We start from the raw sequence: 25982 nt of genomic DNA, 5'->3' as shown, positions 1-25982 counted from the left end.
GCCACGCATCGCACCGCTTCCCGCGGAAGCCTGGAGTGCGGAGGCACGAGAAAAGCTGCGTGGACATCTCGCCGTCGCGGATCGGTACCTCTCCGGCGAGCCCGGCACTCCCCCGTTGCCCAACGTCCTCGGACTGTTCGGCCACCACATCGATCTGGGCAGCGCCTGGATGGCCTACAACAGTGTCCTGATGGAGCGGCCGGCACTCGATCCGCGTCTTCGTGAATTGATTGTTCTTCGCGTCGCCTATCGAACACGGTCGGCCTATGAATGGGTACAGCACACCCGCATCGGTCAGCGATGCGGACTCACCAGCGAGCAGATCGACGCCGTTGCCGACGGTGCGAGTACCCACACGTGGGATCGCCTGGACGCCCTACTGCTCCGCGCGACCGATCAAATGATCGATCGCTATCGAGTCGATAACACCACCTGGGAGGAATTGACCGGCCTGCTGGACATCCGCCAGTTATTGGAAGCGCTCTTCGTCGCAGGCACCTACACCTGTCTGGCGATGGTCTTCAACAGTGTAGATCTCGAACTGGACTCCGAGGCCGACCTATCGAGCAACCTTCCGTTCACACCCGCCGGCACGCCGGTCTGATATTCAGATCCAGCCGAACCTCCGAACCGCCGATCGCTCTACCGGCCGAGCGAACGGGTCTGTCCGGACAACGGCTCTGTCCTACCGGCGACGCGCGAGCTGACGGATCCGGTGGAGCGGCGGCGGATGTACATCGTCGGCACACTCCGTTCACTGCGGCCCGATATCAACAGCACCGGCCCCCAGTTCATCACCTCCCAGCACTGGCGGCTCCAGCAGCTGTTTCCGGAGGAGATGGCACAGGCCAATCAGCCCATCGCGGATCTGATCGCACGGGAGCTGCGCGCCGCCGCCGAAGCGGACCTGCTGCATCCCCATGATCCGGACGCCGACGGCTGGCTCGCGATGAAGCTGGTCATGTCCGTGTTCCACCACTACGCCTACGCACGGGAACACGAGAGCATCGACGACATGGTCGAACACCTGTGGGCGTTCTGCCTGCCGGCCTTGCGTGGAAGCGTGCCGCGCGATCTGCCGGTGTCGGGCCGGTGAGGGCGCGGCGACCGGTCAGCCGCGGCGCGGCGCGCGCAACCCGATCCGCCGCAGCCCGCGCGCCGCGGTCGCGCGCATCACCGCGGTGGCCAGCCCGGCGCCCAGACGAGTGGACGGATACCACATCACCTCGTCGGACGGCGCGGGCAGGCGCGGTGCGGTGATCGCCTGTGCGCGACAGTATTTGAGAATCCCGGCGCGGCCGCCGAATCGGGCGCCCATACCCGACTGCTTCCACCCGCCCATCGGGACCGCGACACAGAACGCGTTGGCCATCACATCGTTGACATTCACCGCACCGGCTTCGATCCGCCGCGCCACACGCAGACCGCGCGCGGTGTCCCGGGTCCACACCGAGGCCGACAGCGCGAACTCCGAATCGTTCGCCAACCGGATTGCCTCGGCCTCGTCGGCGACCTCGATCACCGGCAGGGTCGGCCCGAAGGTCTCCTCCCGGATACAGGCCATGGTGTGGTCCACGTCGACCAGGACGGTCGGCTCGTAGAAGCCGCCACGTGGTGTGCCGCCGGTGAGGACCCGGGCGCCGCCGGCTACGGCGTCATCGATGTGCCGGGCGACGAGGTCTCGCTGCGCCGGGGTGGCCATCGCGCCGATGTCGAAGCGGAAGTCCTTGCCGTCCTTGCCCTGTCGCAGCGAGTCGACCTTCGCGACGAGCTTGCCGACGAACTCGTCGTACACCGGCGTCTCGACGTACACGCGCTCCACCGAGGTGCAGACCTGACCGGAATTGACCATGCCGCCCCAGGTGATTCCGTTGACCGCGCGGTCTATGTCGGCATCGGCGAGCACCAGCGCCGGATCTTTGCCACCGAGTTCCAGACTGCACGGGATCAGCCGTTCCGCACATCGCACGGCGATCCGGCGGCCGGTCCGGGTCGAGCCGGTGAACTGGACGAAATCCACCTGATCGGTCACCGCGGCGCCGGTGTCGCCGCGCCCGATCGCCAGGTCGAAGACTGGTGGCGCACCGATCTCCCGCCACCCTTTCACCAGTTCGATCGCACTCAGCGGCGTCACCTCGGAGGGTTTGACCAGTACCGCGGCTCCCGCCGCCAGTGCCGGAATGGTGTCCATCGCGGGCGCGGCGAACGGGAAATTCCACGGCGTGATCACGCCCACCACCGGATACGGGCGATAGTTCGTGCTCAGGGCCTTGATCGCGAACAGCGGGCTGTGCGGCCTCGCGCGGGTGTCGGCGAGGTATCTCCGGGCATGTCCGGACCAGTATTTGATCAGGTCGGCGACGGCGGGCGCCTCCACGACGGCGTCGGCGCGCGTCTTACCGGTCTCGGACTGCAACACATCCGCGATCCGCGACTCGTTGTCCAGGATCCAGTCCTGGAACGCGCGCAGCCACACCTCGCGCCCGCGGGGGCCGAGATCCTCCCAATCCCGCTGGTGGGCACGAAGATTCGCCACCTTGGCCCGAACGGTGGCCGCCGAATCCACCGGGATGCGGGCGATCACCGCGGCATCGGCCGGGTTGAACACCTCGATCTCGGAATCCGCTTCGATCGGTGACTCGGTCATCGCTTTACACCCCACTGGCGGCCGGACGACCGGCTGTAGACAATAGCAACGTGCTCGCTGAGAATAGAACATAGTTCTATCTCCAGAAGCAGTTTCAGTGCACTATCGTGCAGAATCGAGGTTCCCATGTCCGGACGCGTCGCAGGAAAGGTCGCGTTGATCACCGGGGCGGCTCGCGGTCAGGGGCGCAGCCACGCCGTGCGTCTGGCGGACGAAGGCGCCGACATCATCGCCGTCGACATCTGCGCACATATCGACGGAACTCCCGAACCACACTCCACCCCGGAGGATTTGGCGAAGACGGCCGAGCTGGTCGAAGCGCAGGGCCGGCGAGTGGTGACCGCTCAGGTCGACGTCCGGGACTACCCGGCCCTGGCCGCCGCGGTCGGCGAGGGCGTCGCACAGCTCGGCGGCCTGGACATCATCATCGCCAACGCCGGAATCGGCACCAGCGGTGCGATGCTCGACGAGATGGACGAGGACCGCTGGCAGGAGACCATCGACGTGAATCTGTCCGGAGTGTGGAAGACGGTGAAGGCCGGCGTCGGACATATCAAGTCCGGCGGTCGCGGCGGTTCCGTCGTGCTGACCAGTTCGGTCGGCGGGTTGAAGGCGTATCCCCATGTCGGGCACTACGTTTCGGCCAGCACGGGATTGTCGGGCTGATGCGCACGCTGGCCGTCGAACTCGGTCAGCATTCGATCCGGGTGAACTCGGTGCATCCGACGCACGTGAACACACCCATGTTGATGAACGAGACGACCTACCGGTCCTTCCGGCCCGATCTCAGTGATCCGGGCCCGGACGATCTGGTCCCGATCTGCCGCAACTTCCACATCCTGCCGATCCCGTGGGTGCAGCCCGAGGACATCAGCAATGCGGTGCTGTTTCTGGTCTCCGAAGAGTCCCGCTACATCACCGGCGTACCGCTGCCGATCGATGCGGGCAGCACGCTGAAGTAGCTACTCGTACACTCGGCGAGGCTCCTGGCACAGCTAGTATCGACACAATGACATGGGCTGAGGAACAGGCCGTCGAGCGATCGACGGCGGTGCAGCGGTCCCGCGATCGTATCGCCGCGCACGTGCGGGCGATGCTCGATGCGGCCCGCCGGCTCATCGAGGAGAAGGGCGATGCTTCCTTCACCACCCAAGAACTGGTGAAGGAAGCCGGGGTCGCGCTGCAGACCTTCTACCGCTACTTCGCCGGTAAGGATCAATTGCTGCTCGCGGTCGTCGCCGATGCCATGACCGAGGCGTGCGAGCGGTGGGCAGAGGCCGCCCGCGAATTGCCGGACCCGTTGGCGCGGTTGCGTTTCTACGTGATCACCGTGCTGGCCGGGGTCGGCGACTCCGAGCGTGACGAGGCGACGGCCCGTTTCATCGTCGCGACGCGCTGGCAGTTGCATCGTGTATTCCCGAAGGAATTGGCCGACGCCGAACAGCCTTTCGTGGATCTGCTGCGCACCGAGATCGTCGCCGCCCGCGAAGCCGGCCTGTTGCGGTCGGCCGATCCGGCATCCGATGCCTGGTTCATCGCCGAGCTGGTGCGCTCGGTCTACCACTACTACGCCTTTGCCCCCGCCCAGCCGGACGCCGCTGAGCGGCTGTGGGAGTTCTGCCTGCGCGCACTGGGCGGTCCGGGGAAGGGGCGGCCACGGCGCCCGCGTCCGGCCTGAGCCCCGCTGTCCGGGAGCGGCGTCCATCGGTTGACGCGAGAAGGCGCAAGTATCATGCTGCTCTTAGTAGAATGTGATTCTCGCCGCATATAGAGCGAGATATCCTCGAAAACTTGGGGAGTTATGTCGATGCGAGCCTTCCGGACTGCCCTGTCGAGATCAGTGACTCTGTGTTGCGCCGCGGTTCTGGTCCTCGTCGTCGAGCCCGGCGCGGCTCAGGCGCAGCCGGCCGTGACGTCGAACGCCGCGGCCGAACCCCTTGTCACCGGGCCGATTTCGGGTGGCGATCGAGGCCACCCGGAGATGGACGCGCCGTTCCGGGTCGGTGACTACGGGTACGGCGAATCGGAGTATTTCCTCGCCGGAACCGCGAAAGCCTATGGGACACAGGCGGCCCCGGCGCCGTATGCAACACGGATCGTGGTGTACCGCCCGCTCGACCCGGCACGCTTCAGCGGCAATGTCGTCACCGAATGGGCCAACACCACCGGGCAGATCGACGCGCCGGTCGAACTGGTCTGGTCGTACCCGCAGCTTTTCGCCACCGGAGACGCCATCGTCGAAATCACCGCACAACAGGTCGGTGTGTGCGGGCTGGGCTTGTCCGGGACGGCGAACGACCTCGGCGGCGTCTGCACGCCGACATCCTTGAAAGGCTTCGATCCCAACCGCTATCGCCCACTCGGTCACCCCGGCGACGACTACTCCTACGACATCTTCTCGCAGGCCGTCCGCGCGGTGCGGCGTACCGGGCCCACGCAGCCGCTGGGCGGCCTCACTGCCCGCCATGTCATCGCGGTGGGGGAATCGCAGTCGGCGATCGCGCTGGACAACTACATTCTGACCGGAGCCGATCGCGACGCCCGCGTCGTCGACGGATTCGTCATCGATGCCGACGGGCACACCGCCGAACCGGCCTCCTATCGCGTGCCGACGGTCACGGTGTGGAGCGAGGAATCGGCCCGCCCCGGCCCGACGTCCGGCCCGAATCACGTGACGTGGTCCGTGGCCGGGGCCGCCCATACCGACCACTGGCTGCTCGCCAGCGTTCTCGGCTGGGCGGGGCACAGTCTGCTCGGGCAGCCCGCCCACAGCGCCGCGGAACAGGAGGCGTCGGCGGTCGCCGACGGCAATTACGGTCAGGAAGGGCCCGGCGCCTCGCTGACCTGCGCCGGTAACGACGAGTTCCCGCGTCGGTACGTCGTCGACGCGGCCATCGCCGACACGGAGGCATGGGTCGCCGACGGAACCGCCGCACCCGCCGCATCGCCCTTCGAATTCACCGGACTGGAGCGGGCGGTGGAACCGATGCCGCCCGCCGGAGCCGTACTCGATGACGTGACCCGCGCGAGCGACCCCGTGCTCGGCAATATCAACGCGCTCGCCATCCTCGGGGCGCCGGCGGCCCTGGCTCGTGACGGCGACGGAAACGCCGTGGGCGGTTTGCGATTGGCGCCGATCTCCGTACCCGTCGCGAGCTACGACGGCAGCGCCTGTATCGCCGCGGGTACGACCGCGCCGTTCTCGCCCGATCGGCTCCGGCAGCTCTATCCGACGCATGCGGACTACGTCGCCAGGATGATCGAAGCGGTCCGAAACGACGTCGCGCGAAGGTATCTCACCGCACGCGACGGGACGGACCTGCTCGCGCGCGCGTGCGGTTCGGCGATTCCCGACTTCGGCACCACGCCCCTGCGGCAACAACCGCCGGAGTGTGGCCACCTCCGGTCCCTCCTGTGAGCGGAGGAATGAAGAATGAACACCACGAATTCGACGTCGAGAACCCCGTCCTGAGACCGTGTCTCATGTCGTTGATTTCGCCAGTTTCTTGTAGCAGGTCAATGTTGCAGCGAGGGTGAGGAATCCGAGGTAGTGGGTGGCCTTGCGGTCGTAGCGGATGTTGAGTCGGCGGTAGCCGGTCAGCCAGGACATCGTGGGCTCGATGATCCACCGGTGCCGGCCCAGGGGTTCAGCGGACTCGATGCCTTTACGGGCAATCCGTACTTCGATGCCCCGGTCGCGTACCCATCGACGCAGCCCAGCGGTGTCGTAAGCTTTGTCGGCATGCAGCTTGCGGCGCCGACGCGGGCCACGTCGAGATCGCACAGCGGGTATCGCCTTCACGAGTGGTTCCAACGCTGCGGCATCGTTGGTGTTCGCAGCCGAAATACCCACCGACAGAGGGATTCCCGTGTGATCGGACAGCACGTGGATCTTCGAGCCGGACTGGCCGGCTCAGACCGGTCATGGGCCCCCTTTTTCGCTCGCGCCGCCGCCGCGTCGATCACCACGCGCGACCAGTCGATCAAGCCCTTGCCGCCCAGCTCGTCCAGCACGGCCCGGTGTAATCGCCGCCAGAGCCCGGCGTCGGTCCCCACGCTGAACCGGCGATGCGCGGTCGGGACCGTGACACCGAACGACGGCGGCAGCATCCGCCAAGCACAACCGCTGGTCAGCACGAACACCACAGCAGTGAACACCGCACGCTCGTCGGCCGGCGCGGTGCCACCACCCTGCGGACGCGGGGCGAACTCTGGTAACAACGGCTCGGCCAGAACCCACAACTCGTCCGTTCAACATCGGTGGATTTGCAGCAGAGTTGCTGCCACTGCCTGTCGCGGTTACACAGCACCCAGTTCGAACGCGCGGTGCAGTACCGCCGACCGCGAACGGGCGGGGGTTGCGGCCCACGTCCGAGCTATCGCGGCGGCCGCCACCGCGGTCCCTCCATCGGGCACGACAGCAATCGTCTCACCTGTAGCGGGGTTTCCACCGAGCCCCGACCGGGGGCGGAACCTCGGGCCCCAGCCGGCGAACTGTGCGCATGCGATATCAGCTGGCAAGATAAGTGGTGGTGGCGGGATCGAGCCTCAACGCGATGTCCTGGCCGGGTCGGCAACCGAAATCGGCGCGCGCGAAAGCGGTGAGCGACACCTCACCGCCACACCGGATCACCAGTTCGACCCGGTCCCCGAGGAATTCCGACGAAACCACGGTTCCGTGGAACTGGTTATCCGCGAGCTCCGAGCGTCCGCCTTCCCTGGTTTGCACCTGAACATTCTCCGGGCGCACACATACGAAGCCGCTGTCGCCGTTGCGCGGATCCGGGCCGTCGGTCGAGTTCCCGCAGCGCACGGGACCTATGCTCGTACCGGCCAGTACGCTGCCGTCACGGCACGGCCGGGATACGTGCTGCACCGCGAACAGGTTGGCGCTCCCGATGAAGTCGGCAACGAAGGATGTCCGGGGACTGTGGTAGATACGCTGTGGCTCATCGACCTGTTCGATGCGGCCCTGGTTCATCACGATGACCGTGTCCGACAGTGCAAGCGCTTCGGATTGGTCGTGCGTCACATACAGTGCGGTAACACCGAACTGTTCTTGGAAAGATCGCAGTTCCTGCCGTAGTTGAGCCCGCAGTTTCGCATCGAGGTTCGACAGCGGCTCATCGAGCAACAGCACCTCGGGCTCACACAGGAGGGCACGCGCGAAGGCAAGGCGTTGCTGCTGGCCGCCGCTCAGCTGGGTCGCCCAGCGGTCGGCTATTCCGGCTAGCCCGACCTGTTCGAGCATCTGCAGGGCGCGTGGGCGTACATCCTTGGACCGGCTACGGTTGCGCCCATATCGCAGCGGAAAGGCAGCGTTATCGATAACCGTCATATGCGGCCAGATGCCGTAGGACTGCGGCACCATCGCGATCGGCCGGTCTTCCGGCCGTACGTAACGGTTTTCCGCAGCATCGAACACGATCCGGCCGCCCATATCGATCCGGCCTTCTTGTGCCTGTTCGAGCCCCGCCACGCAGCGCAATGTGGTGGTCTTCCCACAGCCGCTCGGGCCGAGCAATGTTACGAATTTGCCCTTGGGTACATCGAACGAGATGCCGTCGATCGCATAGGTGGCGTCGCTGCCGGAGACGCGCTTGTAGGACTTGCGTAACCGGGTGATGACGACCGACTCGGTGTGCGCAGCTTCCGCTGATCGGGCCGCATTCGTCATTACGTTTCCTCCAATGTGCCGTCTCGGTTCACCAGCCACACCGCGACGGACGAGATGGCCAGGATGATGACGGCCAGCGCGCTGGCCGTCGGATAGTCGCCGCTGGACGTGAAGGTGTCCCACAGCTGCACGACGAGTGTGCGATTGTGCGAACTGGTCAGCACCAACGCGATCGGCAGTTCGCCGAGTGCCTGGGCGAAAACCCACAGCCAGGTCTTGCGCAGCGCCGGGCGCAACAACGGCAGTAGCACCTTCCTGGTGACCGTGGCCGGTTGCGCGCCGGTGACGCGGGCGGACTCGACCAAGCCGTCGTCGAGTTGTAATAGCGCGGTTTGGATCATTCGTGACGCGCGCGGCAGATAGCGGGCGACCAAGGCGACGACGATGATCCACACGGTGTCGTAGATCGGCGGGATCGGAACGAATACGTACAGGAACAGGACGGAGAACCCGAGCACCACACTGGGGATTCCGAAAACCAGCGAGGTGATCTCGAACAGGAACTTGCTGCCGGGGAACTGCCGGTGCGTGGCCGCGATCGCGATCCAGGTCGATATCGCGGTACTCGCAGTAGCGGTGAGCAATACCACCACCGCCGTGTTCAGCAGTGTCTGTCCGAGATCGGGGGTCGAGAAAACGTGGCCGTAGTTCGCCAGCGTCATCGAGCCGATTCCGGATAGGTCCATCGGACGGACGAACGGGGAGAGGCTCGTCCAGAGCAGGGCCAGGAGGGGCAGGCCGATCCCGATGACCAGGTAGGCGCAGACGACGAGGAAGACCGGGATCCGCCAGCTTCCGAGGGATGTCCTGGCAGGCCGGTACGCCTTGCCGACCACGACCCGGAATCGGTGGACATCGCGAGTGCGGCGCCGGTAGACCATCAGCATGACCAAGGACACGGCGAGCAGTAACACGCCATAGGTACTGGCTTGCCCGTAGTCGGGAAGACCGGTCGGCGGTTCCACGTAATACTGGATTTGGCTGCTGAACACGAAGATCTGCTTCGGTAGCCCGAGAATCGCGGGGATGGCGAAGCCTTCCAGTGCCACGACGACGAACAGCATGGCCGCAGCGGATACGGCCGGCATGACGAGAGGGAACACGATCAGCCGGAGACGGCGCCGCAGCGGGGCACCGGTGGCCGCCGCGGCCTCCTCGAGTTCGGGGTTGATCCGGGCCAGGGCGGGGGCGATCATCAGGTACATGCTGGGCACCCCGAAGATGCCCATCACCACGATCATGCCCGGCAGCGAGTAGATATCGATGCTCAGACCGATCGTCGAGCGCAGGAGTACCGCCAGCGGACCGTTCACCGGATTGGCCACGAGCGCCCAGGCGATCGCCATCACGGTGACCGGCACCGCCATGGGTGCCAGTGCCATCGGCGCAAGGAAGCGCCGGCCCGGGATGTCGGTCCGCTCGATCAGGTAGGCCAGGCCGGTGCTGAGGATGAAAGCGATAATCAGTGAGCCCACGACGTAGAGGACGGTGTTCAAAGCCACCGAGGCAAACTGGGTCGACTCGAAGACGCGACGGAAGTTGTCGAGCGAGAACCCCGGCACCTGGAAGGGCAGTTGGGTCGTCGACGCTTTGAAACTGGAGTACACCAGAATCACCAGCGGGACGAGCGCCAGGTAACCCGCGAGCACGATCATCACCAGGTTGACCAGGTTTCCGGTCAGGCGATGTCCACCGCGCTCGACCGGCGCAAACCGCTTGCGCGGTGCCTGCTCCGGTACGTCGGTCACCGCCGCGGGCGAGTCGCCGACCTCGGTCCTGCTCATGACGAACACTCCTGGGTTCGAAGCATCATTGCCTCCTCACTCCTTGCTCTCGTGACACGGCCGAGGCCGTCCGGCCTTCTCGGTGGACTGGCGACAGGTCCGCGAGGCAGATCTAGCCGATGTTCGTGCCGAGGGCCTTCTGCGCCTCAGGAAAGAATTTCGCCAGTTTCCGGTAGTCGCCTGGTGTCGGCGTGGGAAACCAGCGCATGCCGGCGTCGCACAACGCGCGCAACACGGCGCTCTGGTCGGGAGCCGAGCAGTCGGTGCTGCTGGGAATCCGTGAGTTATAGGTCTTGGCGAGCAACTGCTGCGCCTTATCGGAGGACAGGAACGAGGTCAGCAGCACCGCGGCCGCCGGGTGCGGTGCGCCCTTCGGAACATAGAGGTACGCCTCGCTGGCGCTGGTCGGCGACAGTGGCGCGATCCCGATCGGCGCGCCCTTCGCTTTTGCCTGAAGCACCAGGTTGACCAGGCTCGTCCCGATGCCGACCTGTCCGGATTCCACGAGCGCTTCGGCCTCGTTGACTGTGGGCGTGTAGTGCGGGGTCTGCGCGGCGAACTCCCTTGCCCAGTGGAGCGCAGCGGTCTCGCCCAGCGCTGGGTCCAGGTCCCAGACAGCCATGAACTGCGCCGGGGAATCCGCCGCGGCAGTGCCGCCGGACCATCGCGGTCGCAGCAGTCCGTCCCAGGTCCGCGGAAGTTCGGAGCGGTCGGTCTTCGCGGTGTTGTATACCCAGACCTTGGGTGAAGCCCAGATGTAGACGAGCTTCTTGTCGAAGATGTTCTCGACGGCGATGCCATAGCGGGACCAGTCGATGGTCTCGGCCATCGGGATGGAAGGGATCACCGTCTGCCCCACCGCGTTCGCGACATCGACCGACACCCGCCGCGCGGCCTGCTGCACATTGAGCTGGCTGACCTGATTCGGGGCCTTGGTTTCGGAGTACGTGACCTTGATGCCTGGGTAGGTCCGCTCGAAGAGGTCGATCAACGGCTGCATCTGTTGCCTGGGTTTGGCCGCTGTCCAGTCCACCTCGCCCTCACTCGTAGCCTGCTTGACGAGCGCATCCATGGTGGAGGGAAGGTCGGCGGGTGCGAGTTGTGCCCCACACGCAGTCGTGGCGCCCGCGACAACCAGCAGAACCCCTGCGGCGACCCCGAACCGGCGCCACAGCAGCCCGCGCCGAGCCGCACCGACCCCATTTCGTGCCGTTCTCATCATGTCCTCCGCGTTACTCCGAAGTTCTTTGCAGAAGCCGGGTCTCATCGTCATCCGACGCGCACGCCGTAGACGCGGGCCGCGTTGTGGCCGAGGACCGCCTGGCGCTCGTGCTCGGCCAGCCAGGACAACCGGCTTTCGATCAGCTCCCGGGACTCCCGTAGCGAGCCCTGGGCGGCCGGAAAGTCCGAGCCCCACATCAGGTGACCGGTTCCGAACTTCTTCGCCAGCCGCCGCAACACCTCGGAGACATCGGCGCCGGGCTGGTTTCCGAGCCGGCGCAGCGCCGCGGGGGTGATCTTGAGATGGACCCCGGGGAAGGCCGCGAGCTGTTCGATCTCGCCGAGCATCGGATATTCCGGGCCGCCACTGGCATCGGGTCGGCCGGCGTGGTCCAGCACGACTGTTGTCGCCGGGTGTTCGCCGAGCACTTTCAGCAGTTCACCGGTGTGCTTGGAGTGCATCTGAATACACACCGGGATACCGTGATCGTCGATGTAGTCCCAGACGGCGGCCATCCGCTCGTCGGACAGGCCCGCACCCGGGTCGGCAACCTTGGTGTCGCCGTCGGCGATCCGGATGCGGACGCCGCGAAAGCCCCGCTCCTGGATCCAGTACTGCAGATCCTCCACGGCCGAATCGGAGAGGAAATCGACCGAGCACACACCGACCAGGCGGTCGGCGTGCCGCGCCAGCACGTGCGCCGCGTACCGGTTGTCGACCCCGTATACCGTCGCCGCCTGCACGAGCGCCGCCCAGCGCACACCCGCTCGGTCGAGATGGTCGATCAACTCGTCCCCGTCGACCGGACGGGAAAGCGACCAATCGGACCGGATTCCGCCCAGCGGCCGCGCGGGGTAGGTGACGGTATCGCCGGACACGGCGTGAGTATGGGTGTCGAAGTAGAAGGTCATCGTTGCCCTGCCTTTCTCGCAACCGTCGGGCAGCTTGTCCGCGTCACGACTCGCCTACGTACTTTTCGAAGTCGGCGAAGATATCCGCCGCGTCGAGGTCGCACCGGATGACCTCTTGTTCCCGCGCGTACCGAATCGCTGTCGCGAGCATGTCGAGCAAACCCGAAGCGACGCCGTACCGCACCGCACGCCCGCGGACCGTCCCGGACGGTTCGTTTCGCATTGTGGCCTCGATACTCGCGGTCAGATCGCGGTAGAACGCACGGATGAGCCCCGGCTCCGAGCGGAGCAGATCCCGTCGCACGACGACGAGATGGTTCGCCGGCACCCATCCATGCTGATCGAAGAAACTCTCCTGCCGGGATTCCCAGTCGGGAATCAGCGGGGCCAGTCCGTCGACATTCGCGGCGAACGGAGCGCCCAGCACGACCGACGCGAGGTCTCCGGCACGCAGGGCGTCGACCAGGTTCGTGGAGGTCCGGATGACGTTGCTCGGATCCTTCGCGGTGGCGACATGGGGGCCCTCGGTGGTCACCCAGGTGATGTCGCGGGAGGACACCCCGTAGTCGTCACCGAGAACTCCGCGTGCCCACAGCCCGGTGGTCTGGCTGTAAGCGCGCACGCCGAGCCTGCGCCCCGGCAGATCCGCCGGGTCGACCCGGCGGTCACCACCCCATACATAGAGTGACCGATGAGGGAAATTCCCGAGCGGGACCACCGGCAGGGCGGCGATCGGCACATCGGATTCGATGGCCTGCAGCAAGGTGGCGACGGCGAGCTCACTGAGGTCATAGCGCAGGTGCCGGACCATCGGAGCGAAGGCTTCGTGGATCGGGTGGATGTCCGCGACATCGAGCGCGTATCCCTCGCTGACCGGACTGCCGTCGAGCAGCGGTTCGAGGTGCGGATACCGGCGCAAAGCGGCGGTGAGACGCCTCATCAGACCTCTTCCCCGCACCACAGCCGCCGGAACGGCACACTCATCACCGCGCGCGTGATACGAATATCGACAACCGTGGGCTCGGGGTCGGCGACGAAATCGCCGACCGCCGCTTCGAGTGCGGCGATCGTGCGCACGGTGGCCCCGTGGCCACCCATCGCGGTGGCTACGGCCCCGAGGTCCGGCGAGCGAATCGCCGAGAGGTCCCGGCGCAGCCCGTGGGCTTCGGATTTGTGGTATTCGGCCCCGAGCGCCTCGTCGTTCATCACCAGGATCAGTACCGGCCAGCGGTAGCGGCATGCGGTGTCGAACTCTGCCAGGTGCATGATGAAGCTGGCATCCCCTTCCACGACGAAGGTGGGCTGGCCGTGCCGCCCGAGGGTCCAGCCCATCGTGAGCAGCGGCGCCTGGCCGATCGCACCGAACAGCCCGTAGTTGGACACGACCTCTCGCGGCCGGGAGAAGAGCATGGTCCCGAAATCGGTTTGGTGACCGCTGCCCAGCACGAGCGGAAGCCGTTCGGGGATCAACCGATCCAGCGTGAGGACAACTTCGCGCGGGTCCAGCCGATCTGGCTCCCGGTGGAACGGTTCCCGCAGCGTCGTAGCCTCCCGAAGTCGCTCGGCGACCACCGGCGTGTGGAACCCGGTTCCGGCCGGGGTCCTGCCGCCGAGTGCGGTGATCAGCTGCTGGAGCGCCGGGCGGGCGTCGCCGCGCACATAACAGTCGACCGGCCGGCCGTCCCCCGGTACGACCTGACCGGCCCGGTCGATGTGGACGATATCGGCCTTCGGGAAGAGGCGACCGTGCCAGATCGTGTACTGATTCAGGCTGGCGCCTACCGCGACTACGCAGTCCGCCTCCCTCATCAATTCGTGAGCGATTCTCGTCCCGTAGCCCCCGGCGATTCCGGCGTGGTACGGCGTCCGGTCGCGCAGCCAGTTGCTGGCCTGCAGCGTGGTGGCCAGCAACGCGCGCGTCCGCTCGTGGAGCTGGATGACGAGACCGGCCACCTCCGGCGAACGCGCGCCCTTCCCGACGAGAACGACCACGCGCTCACTCTCGGCGATGAGGTCGGCGGCGTCCTGGATGCGCTGCGGATCGGGCGTCACGGGGGTGGTATCGATGAGGTCGGTCGACGGCAGGTAGTGCGCCGGTCCGTCGAACTCTGCCAGTTGTACATCCATGGGCACGCTGATCATCACCGGTTTCGACGTCGTACGCGCCAGCCAGAACGCCTCCCGTACCGCGGTCCGAGCACGTGCCGGTGCCAACACGGACACGAATCCACACTCCACGGCTTCGGCGAATCTGCGCTGATCGAGGTACTGGGAGTCGCCTGGATCGGTCAGCGGCGCCGCACCGGCAAAAACGACGAGCGGGGTGCGTGCGCGGGCCGCGCAGACCAGCGCTGTCGCGAGCTGGGTGACGCCGGGGCCGCACGTCGTCGCCCCGACGCCCGGACGGCCGGTGGCGCGCGACCAGCCGTCCGCCATCGTCAGACCCGAGCCTTCGTGGCGGACCTCGAACAGCTCTACGCCGCGCTCGGCGACCGCGTTCATCCAGTGCATATTGGCGTCGCCCATCATGCCGAAGACATGTGAGGTTCCTTCCGCCACGAACGCGTCGGCGATGGCTTCGTAAACCTTGGTCATGGGTTCCCTCTCAGCCCACGACATTGTGGCTGTGCCCGGTTCCGGGGAATGTCTCGTCGGTATCCAGAATTCCGCGCAGCCGTGGAAAAACCCTGAGCGCGTTGCCGGACGCGATCGCGGCGCGGCCCGTTTCGGACAATCCCGCAACCTCCTCCAGCAGCGTGCGGGTGTCGTCGTACCGGCGGCCTGTCGCGGGGTCGGTGCTTCGTACGGCGCCGATCATTTCCGAGGCGAAGACCAGGTTCTTCGCCGGCACGGTGTCCACCAGCAGCTGCATGCCCCGCTGCCCGTAGAGGCAGGTGTCGAAGTACACGTTGTCGCCGATGATGTCGAGCAGATCACCGCGACCCTGGTCGTACATAACGCCCTGGTACCTGTCCCAGTGGTACGGAACCGCCCCGCCACCGTGCGGCAGGATCAATCGCAGCTCGGGGAACTCCCTGAACAGGTCGGACTGGCACAGCTGCATGAACACCGTGGTGTCGGCGTTGAGGTAATGGGCACAGGTGCCTTGCACGGCCGGGTTGGCCGACATCGAGGCATGGACAACGGCCGGCACTCCCAGCTCGACCATCTCGGCGTAGAGCGGATAGTAGTACGGGTCGGTGATCGACGATGCCCGCCAGTAACCGTCGGAGGGGTCAGGATTCAGGTTGCACCCCACGAACCCCAGTTCGTTCACACACCGCCGTAGCTCGGCCACGCTGGCGTCGATACTTTCGCCGGGAGACTGCGGCAACTGACCGACACCCACGAGGCGGTCGGGAAAGAGCCCGCACGCACGATGGATGATGTCGTTGCTCAGTCTGCTCCAGACCACGCTGGTTTCCTGGTCGCCGTAGTGGTGCGCCATCAGGCCCGCGATGGGAGACAGCAAGGTCATGTCGATCCCGCGCGCGGCCTGCAGCGAGATCGGCCCGCCGGACAAGGCCCGAGCCAGTTCACTGTCGGAGATGTCCGGTCCCCCGGCAGGCATATGCCGCCCATGCCGCTCGATCTCGTCGATCTGCCGGTTGCGCCATTGTTTCAGCGCCTGCGGCACGCTGGTGAAGTGCGCGTGGCAATCGACGTACATCGGCGGGACCGTCTGCCCCCGTTCGAGGCGCTCGACGACGCCGTTCAACCGAGCCATGGGTCAGGCCTCCTTTCGCTGGTCGGGTACGCCACAAACGTAAGCTCCGGCGAAAGCGGCACCAAGGCACACAGGGAGCGTACTGATAAAAAGTATGCATTAATGACGCGGAGTTTCACCCATAACGCTTGTGCATAAATCGGTCGCCGACCTGTCTTGGAGGCCCTACCGGGCGGCGTTTAGCGTTTCCCGACGGAACGTGGTCGCGTACGCGAATTTCGCACGGTATCCGTGGCGCGGGGAAAGAGGATCGAATGGCTCCACGAGAGAGCATCTATATCGAGGGTTTCTCGCACGAGAATCCTGTGCCGGCAGGCTGTCGCGTAGGCGACTTGCTCTTCACCGGTGTCGTCCACGGCGGTAAGGACGGCACCGACCCGACGAGCTTTCCCGCCGAGTTCGCGGACGAATGCGCACAGATGTCCGCCAATGTGGCGGCGGTATTGGCCGCCGTCGGCGGATCACTGGACGATATCGCGAAGTTCGATATCCAGCTCGGCCGGTCCGCCGACCGCGCGGTGCTCAACGAATGGTGGTGCGCGCTGTTCCCGGACCCGGGCAGACGACCGGCGCGGCGGGTTTCCGTCGGGACGAACCGTCCGCATATCCGGGTGCAATGCGAAATCGTCGCGGTACTCGAGGACAACGCGGTCAAGGGAGAAAAGCATGGTTGAATACGGGAATTTCGATCCGGAGACGCGTGCGCCGAAATGGCAACTGCCAGCCGGTTCATGCGATAGCCACGTACATGTTTTCGGCGATCGAGAACGGTTTCCGGTACAGCCGAATGCCGTCTACACCGCTTACGACGCCACCGTGCACGCGATGCGGCGCACACATTCGGTGCTCGGGATCGACCGCGGTGTGATCGTTCAGCCGACCGCGTACGGCACCGACCACTCGGCGCTCATCGACGCGCTGTCGACCGCGGGCAGCGGCTACCGGGGCTGCGGACGCGTCGACGATTCGGTGACCGATGATCAGCTCACCGAGATGCATGAGGCAGGCGTGCGCGGCGCACGGTTCAACTTTCATCCGAGACTCACCGCCAGCCGGCTCTCTCCGGAGCGGATCAGACGGGCGATCGAACGAGTCACGGAGCGCGGCTGGTACTTCAAGCTGCAGCTGGTCGACATGGATCCGGACGAGGTGACCGCATTGTTCGACGATGTGGAGGCCGATATCATCGTCGACCACATGGGGCCATTGCAGTACGACCACGGCCTGGCCGACCCCCGGTTCCGGAAGATGCTCAACCTGCTGCAGCGCGGGAACTGGTGGATGATGCTGTCCAACGGCGATAAGCGTGCCGAAGCCGCCGGACACCCCTGGAATGACGCCGTCGCGTACGCGCACGAGTACATCCAGCAGGTACCGACCCGAATGTTGTGGGCCAGCGACTGGCCGCACCCGATCCGCCCCGTCCCGGTCCCGAACGATGGCGAACTGCTCGACCTCTTCGCACGGTACGCGCCGGACGAAGCAACACGACGGCAGATCCTCGTGAAGAACCCTCAGGAGGTTTTCCGGTTCGCCGACATTTCGAACGAGATCACCGCGCCGGCAAACGACGAGGATCGCGATTGAGCACACGGTAATCGCCGACGGCGGCTCGCCTGCTACAACCAGTGGTGCTCACGAGCGATCTGTTGTGCCCGGTCGGCGAACGCTCGCACCGCCGTGCTCGAATCCTCCCGGTAGATCAATCGGACGGGCAGGGTCGCGAAATCGTCTTCGATCCGCAGGAAGGCGGCCACGCCTTCCGGATGAACCCGCTGCGCGGACATCGGCAGCAGGGCAACGGCATTGTTGCGCTGCAGATCTGTCATGACCCGGCTGCCCGGGACAGCGTTCGCGACGGTCTTGGGCGCGAATCCGGCTCTGGCGAATACTTTCTCGATCACCGCATGGTAGCCGGGCGCCACGCTGCGCGGAATGATCACGAACGGCTCACCGGATACTTCGGACAACGACACCGACATCAGTGTGGCCAGGTGGTGCCCGTGTGGCACCGCGAGAGCCAGTCGCTCACGGCGAATCAGCACCGAGGCCAACTCCGGATCATCGGGGTCATAACGCACCAGCCCAACATCCTGCCTCCGGCGGCGTACGGCGTCCAGGACGTCCTTCTCCCACAATTCCAGTGCCTCCGCCTGTAACCCCGAATCCGTATCGAGGCCGGTGAGCAGCGCCGGCAAAGTTTCGTAGCCCACGCTGAACGTGTAGGCCACCCGGATGGTGCCGCGATCGCCCGAGGCCGTTTCCTGCGCGCGAGCGACCGCCGAATCGAACCGCGCCAGCACATCCCGGATGTCGTTGAGAAACTCCACCCCCGCGGGCGTCAGCCGCACGTTACGGGTATCACGGTCGAATAGCTGGACCGCGATCCTGCGCTCGAGACGGCGAGTTCGCTGACTCAGCGCCGGCTGCTCGATGTACAGGCGCTCGGCGGCACGCGCGAAGTGCAACTCCTCGGCGAGAACGACGAAAGAGCGCAGCAACGCAAAGTCGATATTCATGCATAAAGTTTAACAATTACGGGTCGGGGCTTCTTGTCGTTCTCGGCCTCAGCCGATTGTCTGAGTACGTACCACCAGCGAGAAAGGTGACCGAGCATGGCCGACGACCTTGCCGAAAACGATCTCCGCGAGAAACTGACAACAGTGTCGGTGGCGACCCTGTCAGCGCAGCTGCGCAAGCACGGACTGAACAACGTCACCATCGACGGTGTGCAGGCGGCTAAGCCGGGTTCGCGGTTCGCGGGTCGTGCGCGCACTCTGCGTTACCTACCCCACCGGGAGGATCTGTTCGCCGAACGCGGCGACGGATTCAACGCCCAGAAGCGGGCCATCGAGTCCCTGGAACCCGGCGAGGTCCTCGTCATGGAGGCCCGGGGCGAGCGTGGCAGCGGCACGATCGGTGACATCCTGGCCAAACGTGCCGAGGTGCGCGGAGCCGCAGCCGTCGTCACCGACGGCGGACTGCGTGACGCGGCCGTCGTCGCGGAACTCGGCATCTCGGTATTCCACGGCGGGCCGCACCCCGCCGTGCTCGGGCGACGTCACGTCCCCTGGGACATCGATGTTCCGATCGGCTGCGGCGGCGCAGCGGTCTTGCCTGGCGACTGGATTGTCGGCGACGACGACGGCGTGCTGGTCATCCCGCCGCCGCTGGTGCGCGAGGTGCTCGGCGCCGCGGCCGAGCAGGAGCGTCAGGAGCGGTTCATCACCGAGCAGGTGGCCGCGGGTTCCGGGATCGAAGGCCTCTATCCGCTCGGCGACATCTGGCAAAAGCGGTACGAGGACTGGCTGACCACCCTCACCGATACCGAATGAAATAACACTACGCGAGCAACTCAGGAGAAGCACCGTGAAGTTCCGCAACGACCCTGCCCAGATACGCGGTTCGATCGCGCCGTTGATCACCCCGTTCCACTCCGACGGCACCGTCGACCACGCCAGCCTGTCTGACCTGGTCGAGTTCCAACTGAGCAACGGCACTCACGCCATTTCGTTCGGCGGTTCGACCGGCGAACCGGGTGCGCAGACGTTGGCCGAACGGGCCGAGGCGATCCGCACGGTCGCGACGGCGGTCGGCGACCGCGTGCCGTTCCTTCCCGGAACCGGCAGCGCCGAACTCGATGACACCCTCGACCTGACCGCGGTCGCCCGTGATGCCGGTGCCGACGCCGTACTCGTTATCACTCCCTACTACGCGCAACCCACCCAACTCGGCCTCTACAACTGGTACGCGACCGTCGCCCGGGAATTTCCCGACCTGCCCATAGTGATCTACAACGTGCCCTCGAGAACCGCAGTGGATATCGCACCCGGCACAGTCGCTCGCCTGTACCGCGAATTCGACAATATCGTCGGGATCAAGGAAACGACCAAGGACTTCTCGCACTTCTCCCGCGTACTGCACGCCTGCGGACCGGACCTGCTGATGTGGTCGGGCATCGAATTGCTGTGCCTTCCCTTGCTGGCCCTCGGCGGCGTCGGATTCATCAGTGCGGTCGCCAATTTGGCTCCGGCGGCCGTCGCTCAGATGTACGAAGCCTGGGATACGGGCGACTACGCGAAAGCCCGCGACTTGCACTATCGCCTGCACCCACTGGCCGATCTCCTGTTCATAGAGACCAACCCGGCACCGCTGAAATGGGCGCTGGCTCAGCAGGGACGCATCGAGTCCGGTTTCGTACGCCCTCCGCTGGTCCCACTAACCGACGACGGCAAGGTAGAGGCCGAAAAGCTACTCGCCGCGGGCGCGGAACTTCTTCCGCCCGGGGACAGCCGAGGCATGTGATCCCGACAAACCCCTCATGCTCGTCGGGTCCCGGGGCCTCGAACTACGCGTCTCAGCGCTCGAAAGCGCTTGGTGCAACGCATCTTTCAGGATCACCTCTGATCGCCGCTGGAGTAGGCCCGCCACCTGCGAATCGCACCGACCGGTAACCCGATGGCCACGGGTGCATGGGCCACTGGCAGGACGACCAGGGATTCCGACTGGAGCCGCCGGAGGGCCTCGCGGACCGGGATCCGCGAGACGCCGTACCGCTCGGCGGGCTGCACCTGGTTGATGCGTCTGCCGTCCTCGATCCGCCCCGCACGATCTCGTCGCGAAAGCGCGCTCAAAATGCCGCCCGCCTCATCGTGGCCGGGAACGGACCAGCAGCCCCTGCGGCCGGAGCAGCAGCACCGCTGTCAGCAGCCCGAAGACGATCAGCTCGTCGTAGCTGGCCGTGTAGTACCGGTCCACCAGGGTCTGCGCGACCCCGAGCACCAGCCCGCCGGCGAAGGCCCCGGCGGCGCTCTCCAGTCCGCCGAAAACCGCGGCGACGAAGGCGAAGACGCTCAGGGACAGGCCGACGTCCGGCTGGATGGCCTGCGCCGCGATGGCCATCGCCCCGGCCAGCCCACCGAGCAGCCCGGTGACCGCCATCGCCACCGCGCCGACCCCCTCGGGGTGAATGCCGAGCAGCCGGCTGGTCTCCCGGTTCGCCGCACAAGCGCGCAGCCGCCGGCCGGTGGTGGAGTACCTCAGCAGCAGGGTGACGGCGACCACGACCGCGATCGAGACCGCCATGATCAGCACGTACTGCCCGCTGATCCGGCTTTGCCCCACCCGGACCTGCCAGCCCGGCACCCAGGCCGGGAGGGTCTGCGCGTCCGGCGTGACCAGCTTCTCGATCAGCGGGGCGGAGAGCGCCGCGACCATCACGGTGCTGAGCAGGACGATGTAACCGGGGCTCCGGCGGCGCCAGAGCGGGACGATGATCACGAACCAGAGCACGCTGCTCCAGACCCCCGCCAGCACCGTCCCGCCGACCACCGCGAGGCCGTACGGCCAGTGCTCCTGCTCGGAGAGCCAGTAGCTGCCCAGTCCGCCGACCACCACATAGGTCCCGGAGGCGAAGTTGATCACACCGGTGGCCCGGTAGACGATCGTGTAGCCGGTCGCGACCAGTGCGTACATCGCGCCGAGGGCCAGGCCCACGGCCAGGGTGGCGATCACGAGGGCTCTCCCAGGTAGACGGTTCTCAGTTCCTCGCTCTCCCGCACCTGCTGTGCGGGCCCGCTGAGGATCAGCCGGCCGAAGTCGAGCAGGGTGACCCGGTCGCAGAGGGAGAAGAGGAAGGACACGTCGTGGTCGACCACCAGCACCGAGGTGCCGCGCGCCCGCACATCGTCGAGCAGCCCGGCCAGCCGGTCGATCTCCACGTGGTTGAGCCCGGCCCCCGGCTCGTCGAGCAGCAGCAGCCGGGGGCCGGCCGCCAGCACCCGGGCCACCTCCAGCAGACGCAGCCGGCCGAAGGAGAGCTCCCCAGCGGGCCGATCCGCGTCGGCGGCGAGGCCGCAGTACTCGAGGAGTTCGTCGGCCTTCTCGCCGAAGGCGCGCTCCTCGCGCCGCATCCGCGGCGACCTCAGCAGGACCTCGACCGCGCCGGCCCGAAAGGAGGAGGCGTAGCCCGCCAGGACGTTCTCCTTCACGGTCATCCGCGTCAGCGGGCTGGCCGCCTGGAAGGTCCGCACCAGCCCGAGCCGGGCCCGCTTGGCAGTGGCGTACGAGGTGACGTCGTGCCCCGCGAACCGCACGGTGCCGCGGTCCGGGCGGAGGGCTCCGGCGATCAGGGCGAGCATGGTGGACTTGCCGGCGCCGTTCGGCCCGATCAGCCCGACCGTCTCGCCCGGGAGGACGGAAAGCGACACATCGTCGACCGCCCTGACCCCGCCGAAGGAACGCGACACGCCCGCCACATCCAGCAGTTGCTGGGTCATACCGCCTCCTGCGTCCGCGTCCTCGTCGCGGCGAACGGCAGCCGCCGGCGTCTCGGCAGCAGCCCGCGGATGCTGCCCAGTTCCCGGCCGTCGCCGAGGATCCCGGAGGGCCAGAGGATCAGCCAGAGCAGCAGTACGGCGAGCATCGCCACGTTCTGCCAGCTGCCGAAGAAGGAGATCTGCTCCGGCAGCAGCACCACCAGTGCCGCCCCGATCAGCGGTCCGGCCAACTGGCCGCTGCCGCCGACGATGAGCACGAAGAAGATGTTGCCGATCATCACCGAGTCGAAGTAGTCGGGGGACACATAGCTGAGGAACTGCCCGAAGAGCGCCCCCGCCAGCCCGGCCATCCCGCTCGCCACCACCAGTGCGAGCAGCCGCACCCGGGAGACCGAGACGCCGACCGACTCCGGCACGTCCGGCCGCGCCGCCACCGCGCGCCAAGCCCGGCCCAGGTGGGAGGAGACCAGCAGGTGGTAGACGCCGAGGCAGATCCCGGCGGCGACCCAGAACAGGACGAAGTAGTCGATGGTCTGGTCGACGGCGAAGCCGCCGATAGTCATCGTCGGGATGTCGCCCACGCCCAGGGCGCCGCCGGTCAGGCCCCTGGCGTTGGTCGCCAGGGACTGCACGCCGAGGGCCAGCGCCAGCGTGCCCATCGCGAGGTAGTGCCCCCTGAGCCGCAGGAAGGGCAGGTAGACCAGGGCGGCGACGGCCGCGGAGAACACCACCCCGGCGAGGATCGCGAGCCACGGGTTCCAGTGCTCCTTCACCTCGAGCAGCGCGCTGGTGTAGGCGCCGATCGCCATGAAGCCGACCTGGGCGAAGGTCACCTGGCCCGCGACCCCGAGGGCGACGTTGAACCCGATCCCGACGATCGCGTAGATCGCCACCAGGCAGAACAAGTACAGCCAGTACGCGGAGCCGGAGACCGCGACGCCGACCAGTATCGCGCCCACGGCCAGGACGACCAGGCCGTTCCTTCTCTCCCACAGTTCGGACCTCATAAGGCTCCTTCTTCCTTCTCGGTCTCCCCGCCCAGGTAGATCTCGGACAGCTCCTCCGGGGAGGGCAGGGCGTGCCGCAGCTCGCGGACCACGCGCCCGCTGCGCAGCACCACCACCCGGTCAGGATCCCGAACCAGCGGGACCGACTTCTGCTCCACGATCAGCAGCGAGATCCCCTCCTCCTGGAGGCGACCCAGCGCCTGGTAGACAGTCGCCGTCGCCTTCGGGGCAAGACCGAGCGAGGGTTCGTCGATCATCAGCACCTTGGGGTCGGCGACCAGGGCCCGCGCCGTGCCGAGCATCTGCATCTCGCCGCCGCTCAGTGTGGAGCAGTCCTGCTTCATCTTGGCCCGCAGCGGTGGGAAGAAGGCGGTCGACCAGTCCAGCGCCTCGTGCTCGGAGCGACGGCGGCGGCGCGGGGCGGTGTGCAGTCCGAGCAGGATGTTGTCGCGGACGCTGAGGCCCGGCAGCACTCCCCGTCCCTCCGGGACCAATGAGAGCCCGGCTCTAGCCCGTCGATGCGTCGGCATGGCCGTGACGTCGAGACCGCCGAGGCGGACGGTCCCGGTGCCGGCCTCGACCAGTCCGGCCAGTGCTTTGAGGAGGGTGGTCTTGCCGGCCCCGTTCAGTCCGAGCACCAGGGCGGTCTCCCCGCGGAGCAGGGACATCGACACACCCTCGAGCGCCTGCACCCGGCCGTAGGCGACGCCCAGCCCGGCGGCCTCGACCACCGCGGTCGCCGGGTCTGGCGGCCGGGTGCCGTTCTCATCCCTGGAAAGTGATGTGGAGCTTGTCACCGGAGTAGCTACCTATCGAGTTGGGGTTGGCCGTGGCGTTCTGACCGGTGTGGTCCTTCGTGGAGTAGCGGTAGGAGCTCACCGCGCCCTGCCAGCTCAGCGAGTTGAGTTCGGCCTGCACCTTCGGGCCGGTGGCACTGCCCGAGCGGGCCACCGCCTCGGCGAGGATGTGCACGGCGTCCCAGCCGTACGCGGCCGAGGTGACCAGCGCCGAATCTCCGTGCGAGGCCTGGTATGCGGTGAGGAAGGTTTGGTCCGCCTGCCGCAGGGCGGTGTCCGGGATCAGCGGATAGGCCTGCGGGGCCTGGACGACGAACTCCGTCCTGGGATAGGCCGCCGCCGCCTGTTCGAAGGTCTGCAGGGTGTCGCTCATCTGGATCACCGGCACGTCGAGTCCCGCGGCCTCGGCGCCCTTGGCCTCCAGGATGTGGCCGGGGCCGACGATCGAGTCCACCACCGCCCCCGGGTGCGAGGCCGCCACCTGCTGCATGGTCGCCGTCATGTCGGTCGCCGTGGCGGAGACGGTCGTGGTGGAGCTGATACTGATCCCGTCCGCCTGGACGGCCGCCTTGACCAGGGTGCCGATGAGCTGCCCGTACACGCTGGTGGTGGCGAGGAAAGCCACCGACTTCACCTCGAGGTGCTTGACATAGGCCATGATCGTCTCGACCATCTTGCCCACCGAGCTGGACACCTCGAACTGGTAGGCGCTCCCGGTGGGCGGCGGTGCGACGCAGACCATCGGCAGCTGGTTGCGGGTGACCACCGGCCGCGCGGCACTGCAGGCCGTGGAGTCCCCGCCGGCCAGAATGGCGTCCACACTGTCGGCGTTCACCAGCTTGTTGACGTTCTGCACTCCGACCACCGGATTGGACTGCTCGTCCGAGACCCCGGAGATCTCCAGTCTGCGGCCACCCGCGCCGCCGGCGGCATTGATCTCCTGCACGGCGAGCCTGAGCCCCGCGATGTAGCCGAGGTCGACCGAGGACAGGTATCCGGTCTGGGCGGCCGAGACGCCGATCACCACCGGCCCGGGCGCGCTGTCCGAGCGGGCCCGGTCGGAGCCGCAGGCGGCGAGGGATGCCGACAGCAATCCGCAGACCGCCGCTGCGACAACGGACTTGGACGCTCTGCGCCGGCGGCGGACCGGAGCAGAGCCCTTGTCTGGACAGCGCATCAGGAGCCCGCACCGGTCCCGAGCCTGGCGTCGAACACGCTGAGCACCTTGTCCCAGGTGTGCTCCGCGGCCTCGAAGTCGTACATCGGCCGCCCGGGGAAGGCGAAGCCGTGCCGGGTGCCGTCCAGCCGCTCGACCGACCAGTCGGCCTCGCAGTGCTTGGCGAACAGCTCCCGCACCCGCTCCACGTCCTCGGCGCTGACGTGCTTGTCGTGCTCGGCGAAGGCGAGGTACGTGGACCCCGTCATCCGCCCGAGCGTCGCCTCCAGCGACTCCTCGCCCTCGGTCAGCATCCCCACCCCGTACAGCGAGGCGGAGGCTTTGATCTCGTCCGGGAAGACGCAGGAGGCGCGGACCGCGAAGAGCCCGCCGAGGCAGTAGCCGACGGCGCCGCGCGGGCCGTCGTCCACCTGCCGCATGTGCTTGATGTAGTCGAGCAGGTAGCGGGTGTCGTTCATGACCTGAAACGGCGTCTCGGCGGTCTTGACGACCACCCCGCGCATGGCCAGCGAGACCGGGTCGGTGTTGTCCGGGTCGATCTCCACCGTGCCGACCCGCCAGTACAGCGACGGCGCGAAGACGCAGTAGCCGTAGGACGCGAGCCGGCGGGCGAGGGCGAGCAGACCTTCGTGGAGACCCCCGATGTGGTGGTACATCACCACCGCGGGGAACGGTCCGGATCCCTCCGGCCAGACCACCGCGGTCTCCATCGGTCCGTCCGGGGTGGGGACGAAGAGGCGGTCTTCCCTCACGGC

The 25982-nt window shown here is 66.8% G+C and carries 25 protein-coding genes and 1 pseudogene; 9 read left to right on the top strand and 17 right to left on the bottom strand.

Going from position 1 to position 25982, the window contains the following annotated elements; all coding sequences use genetic code 11:
• The first annotated feature begins 115 nt into the window (after positions 1–115).
• Entirely contained in the window at positions 116–604 is a 489-nt protein-coding gene (locus JZ791_RS12245) for a carboxymuconolactone decarboxylase family protein (protein ID WP_216894371.1), read from the top strand.
• 126 nt (positions 605–730) lie between these two features.
• Positions 731–1096: a hypothetical protein gene (locus tag JZ791_RS12240; protein ID WP_216894370.1), complete on the top strand. Its 366-nt coding sequence runs from the start codon at positions 731–733 to the stop codon at positions 1094–1096.
• Between the two features lie 15 nt (positions 1097–1111).
• Here JZ791_RS12240 and JZ791_RS12235 read toward each other — a convergent pair whose 3' ends face one another.
• Entirely contained in the window at positions 1112–2647 is a 1536-nt protein-coding gene (locus tag JZ791_RS12235) for an aldehyde dehydrogenase family protein (protein ID WP_216894369.1), read from the bottom strand.
• A gap of 126 nt (positions 2648–2773) precedes the next feature.
• On the opposite strand from JZ791_RS12235, the pseudogene JZ791_RS12230 reads away from it, so the two are divergent.
• From JZ791_RS12230 to JZ791_RS12220, 3 genes and pseudogenes are all read left to right on the top strand, one after another.
• Positions 2774–3609 (top strand): annotated as a pseudogene (locus tag JZ791_RS12230) (mycofactocin-coupled SDR family oxidoreductase).
• A gap of 89 nt (positions 3610–3698) precedes the next feature.
• Positions 3699–4325 (top strand): TetR/AcrR family transcriptional regulator, encoded by a 627-nt coding sequence (locus tag JZ791_RS12225; protein ID WP_216894402.1) that lies wholly within the window; start codon positions 3699–3701, stop codon positions 4323–4325.
• Positions 4326–4487: 162 nt separating this feature from the next.
• Complete coding sequence (locus JZ791_RS12220; protein ID WP_216894368.1) at positions 4488–6065, top strand: alpha/beta hydrolase domain-containing protein; 1578 nt, start codon at positions 4488–4490, stop codon at positions 6063–6065.
• A 63-nt stretch (positions 6066–6128) separates the two neighbouring features.
• On the opposite strand, the gene JZ791_RS12215 is transcribed toward JZ791_RS12220, so the two are convergent.
• From JZ791_RS12215 to JZ791_RS12180, 8 genes are all read right to left on the bottom strand, one after another.
• Positions 6129–6889, bottom strand: a protein-coding gene (locus JZ791_RS12215; RefSeq protein ID WP_438804510.1) for an IS5 family transposase whose coding sequence is annotated in 2 segments (ribosomal slippage) — positions 6129–6559 and positions 6559–6889 — 762 coding nt in all. Because the reading frame shifts where the segments join, the coding sequence is not laid out codon by codon here.
• 268 nt (positions 6890–7157) lie between these two features.
• The gene (locus tag JZ791_RS12210; protein WP_216894367.1) at positions 7158–8324 is read right to left on the bottom strand and encodes an ABC transporter ATP-binding protein; all 1167 of its coding nucleotides are present in this window, start codon (positions 8322–8324) and stop codon (positions 7158–7160) included.
• On the bottom strand, positions 8324–10108 hold the full coding sequence (locus JZ791_RS12205) for an ABC transporter permease (RefSeq protein WP_216894366.1): 1785 nt from the start codon (positions 10106–10108) through the stop codon (positions 8324–8326). The genes JZ791_RS12210 and JZ791_RS12205 overlap by 1 nt, the downstream gene beginning before the upstream one ends.
• A gap of 112 nt (positions 10109–10220) precedes the next feature.
• Positions 10221–11327, bottom strand: a complete 1107-nt coding sequence (locus tag JZ791_RS12200; protein WP_216894365.1) for an ABC transporter substrate-binding protein — start codon at positions 11325–11327, stop codon at positions 10221–10223.
• Between the two features lie 50 nt (positions 11328–11377).
• A complete protein-coding gene (locus JZ791_RS12195) occupies positions 11378–12241 on the bottom strand; it encodes an amidohydrolase family protein (protein ID WP_216894364.1) in 864 nt (287 codons plus the stop codon).
• Positions 12242–12284: 43 nt separating this feature from the next.
• On the bottom strand, positions 12285–13181 hold the full coding sequence (locus JZ791_RS12190) for a substrate-binding domain-containing protein (protein WP_216894363.1): 897 nt from the start codon (positions 13179–13181) through the stop codon (positions 12285–12287).
• Positions 13181–14836 (bottom strand): thiamine pyrophosphate-binding protein, encoded by a 1656-nt coding sequence (locus tag JZ791_RS12185; protein ID WP_216894362.1) that lies wholly within the window; start codon positions 14834–14836, stop codon positions 13181–13183. The genes JZ791_RS12190 and JZ791_RS12185 overlap by 1 nt, the downstream gene beginning before the upstream one ends.
• Before the next feature lie 10 nt (positions 14837–14846).
• Entirely contained in the window at positions 14847–15968 is a 1122-nt protein-coding gene (locus JZ791_RS12180; RefSeq protein ID WP_254205608.1) for an amidohydrolase family protein, read from the bottom strand.
• A gap of 254 nt (positions 15969–16222) precedes the next feature.
• On the opposite strand from JZ791_RS12180, the gene JZ791_RS12175 reads away from it, so the two are divergent.
• Together JZ791_RS12175 and JZ791_RS12170 are read left to right on the top strand one after the other, a co-directional pair.
• Positions 16223–16642, top strand: a complete 420-nt coding sequence (locus JZ791_RS12175; protein WP_216894361.1) for a Rid family hydrolase — start codon at positions 16223–16225, stop codon at positions 16640–16642.
• Positions 16635–17555 (top strand): amidohydrolase family protein, encoded by a 921-nt coding sequence (locus JZ791_RS12170; protein ID WP_216894360.1) that lies wholly within the window; start codon positions 16635–16637, stop codon positions 17553–17555. Before JZ791_RS12175 ends, JZ791_RS12170 begins: the two co-directional genes overlap by 8 nt.
• A gap of 32 nt (positions 17556–17587) precedes the next feature.
• Here JZ791_RS12170 and JZ791_RS12165 read toward each other — a convergent pair whose 3' ends face one another.
• Positions 17588–18487, bottom strand: a complete 900-nt coding sequence (locus tag JZ791_RS12165) for a LysR family transcriptional regulator (RefSeq protein ID WP_216894359.1) — start codon at positions 18485–18487, stop codon at positions 17588–17590.
• Between the two features lie 96 nt (positions 18488–18583).
• On the opposite strand from JZ791_RS12165, the gene JZ791_RS12160 reads away from it, so the two are divergent.
• Together JZ791_RS12160 and dapA are read left to right on the top strand one after the other, a co-directional pair.
• Positions 18584–19303, top strand: coding sequence for an RraA family protein (locus JZ791_RS12160; RefSeq protein WP_216894358.1), 720 nt, complete (start codon positions 18584–18586; stop codon positions 19301–19303).
• A gap of 34 nt (positions 19304–19337) precedes the next feature.
• Positions 19338–20273 carry a 4-hydroxy-tetrahydrodipicolinate synthase gene (gene dapA, locus JZ791_RS12155; protein ID WP_216894357.1) on the top strand — a complete coding sequence of 312 codons (936 nt, stop codon included), beginning with the start codon at positions 19338–19340 and terminating at the stop codon, positions 20271–20273.
• A 92-nt stretch (positions 20274–20365) separates the two neighbouring features.
• Here dapA and JZ791_RS12150 read toward each other — a convergent pair whose 3' ends face one another.
• The 7 genes from JZ791_RS12150 to JZ791_RS12120 are packed head-to-tail and all read right to left on the bottom strand — an operon-like array spanning position 20366 to position 25979.
• Positions 20366–20602, bottom strand: coding sequence for a GntR family transcriptional regulator (locus JZ791_RS12150; protein ID WP_254205607.1), 237 nt, complete (start codon positions 20600–20602; stop codon positions 20366–20368).
• Between the two features lie 13 nt (positions 20603–20615).
• Positions 20616–21482 (bottom strand): branched-chain amino acid ABC transporter permease, encoded by an 867-nt coding sequence (locus JZ791_RS12145; protein WP_216894356.1) that lies wholly within the window; start codon positions 21480–21482, stop codon positions 20616–20618.
• Positions 21479–22246 carry an ABC transporter ATP-binding protein gene (locus JZ791_RS12140; RefSeq protein ID WP_216894355.1) on the bottom strand — a complete coding sequence of 256 codons (768 nt, stop codon included), beginning with the start codon at positions 22244–22246 and terminating at the stop codon, positions 21479–21481. Before JZ791_RS12140 ends, JZ791_RS12145 begins: the two co-directional genes overlap by 4 nt.
• Positions 22243–23253 carry a branched-chain amino acid ABC transporter permease gene (locus JZ791_RS12135; protein ID WP_216894354.1) on the bottom strand — a complete coding sequence of 337 codons (1011 nt, stop codon included), beginning with the start codon at positions 23251–23253 and terminating at the stop codon, positions 22243–22245. Before JZ791_RS12135 ends, JZ791_RS12140 begins: the two co-directional genes overlap by 4 nt.
• Positions 23250–24050, bottom strand: coding sequence for an ABC transporter ATP-binding protein (locus JZ791_RS12130; RefSeq protein ID WP_216894353.1), 801 nt, complete (start codon positions 24048–24050; stop codon positions 23250–23252). The genes JZ791_RS12135 and JZ791_RS12130 overlap by 4 nt, the downstream gene beginning before the upstream one ends.
• Positions 24019–25227 carry an ABC transporter substrate-binding protein gene (locus JZ791_RS12125; RefSeq protein WP_216894352.1) on the bottom strand — a complete coding sequence of 403 codons (1209 nt, stop codon included), beginning with the start codon at positions 25225–25227 and terminating at the stop codon, positions 24019–24021. The genes JZ791_RS12130 and JZ791_RS12125 overlap by 32 nt, the downstream gene beginning before the upstream one ends.
• Positions 25227–25979: a dienelactone hydrolase family protein gene (locus JZ791_RS12120; protein WP_216894351.1), complete on the bottom strand. Its 753-nt coding sequence runs from the start codon at positions 25977–25979 to the stop codon at positions 25227–25229. The genes JZ791_RS12125 and JZ791_RS12120 overlap by 1 nt, the downstream gene beginning before the upstream one ends.
• Positions 25980–25982: the final 3 nt, after the last annotated feature.

The organism is Nocardia alni (assembly GCF_019038435.1).
GTDB classification, from domain to species: Bacteria; Actinomycetota; Actinomycetes; order Mycobacteriales; family Mycobacteriaceae; genus Nocardia; species Nocardia alni.
This window is presented reverse-complemented; position numbering and strand designations above follow the sequence as displayed.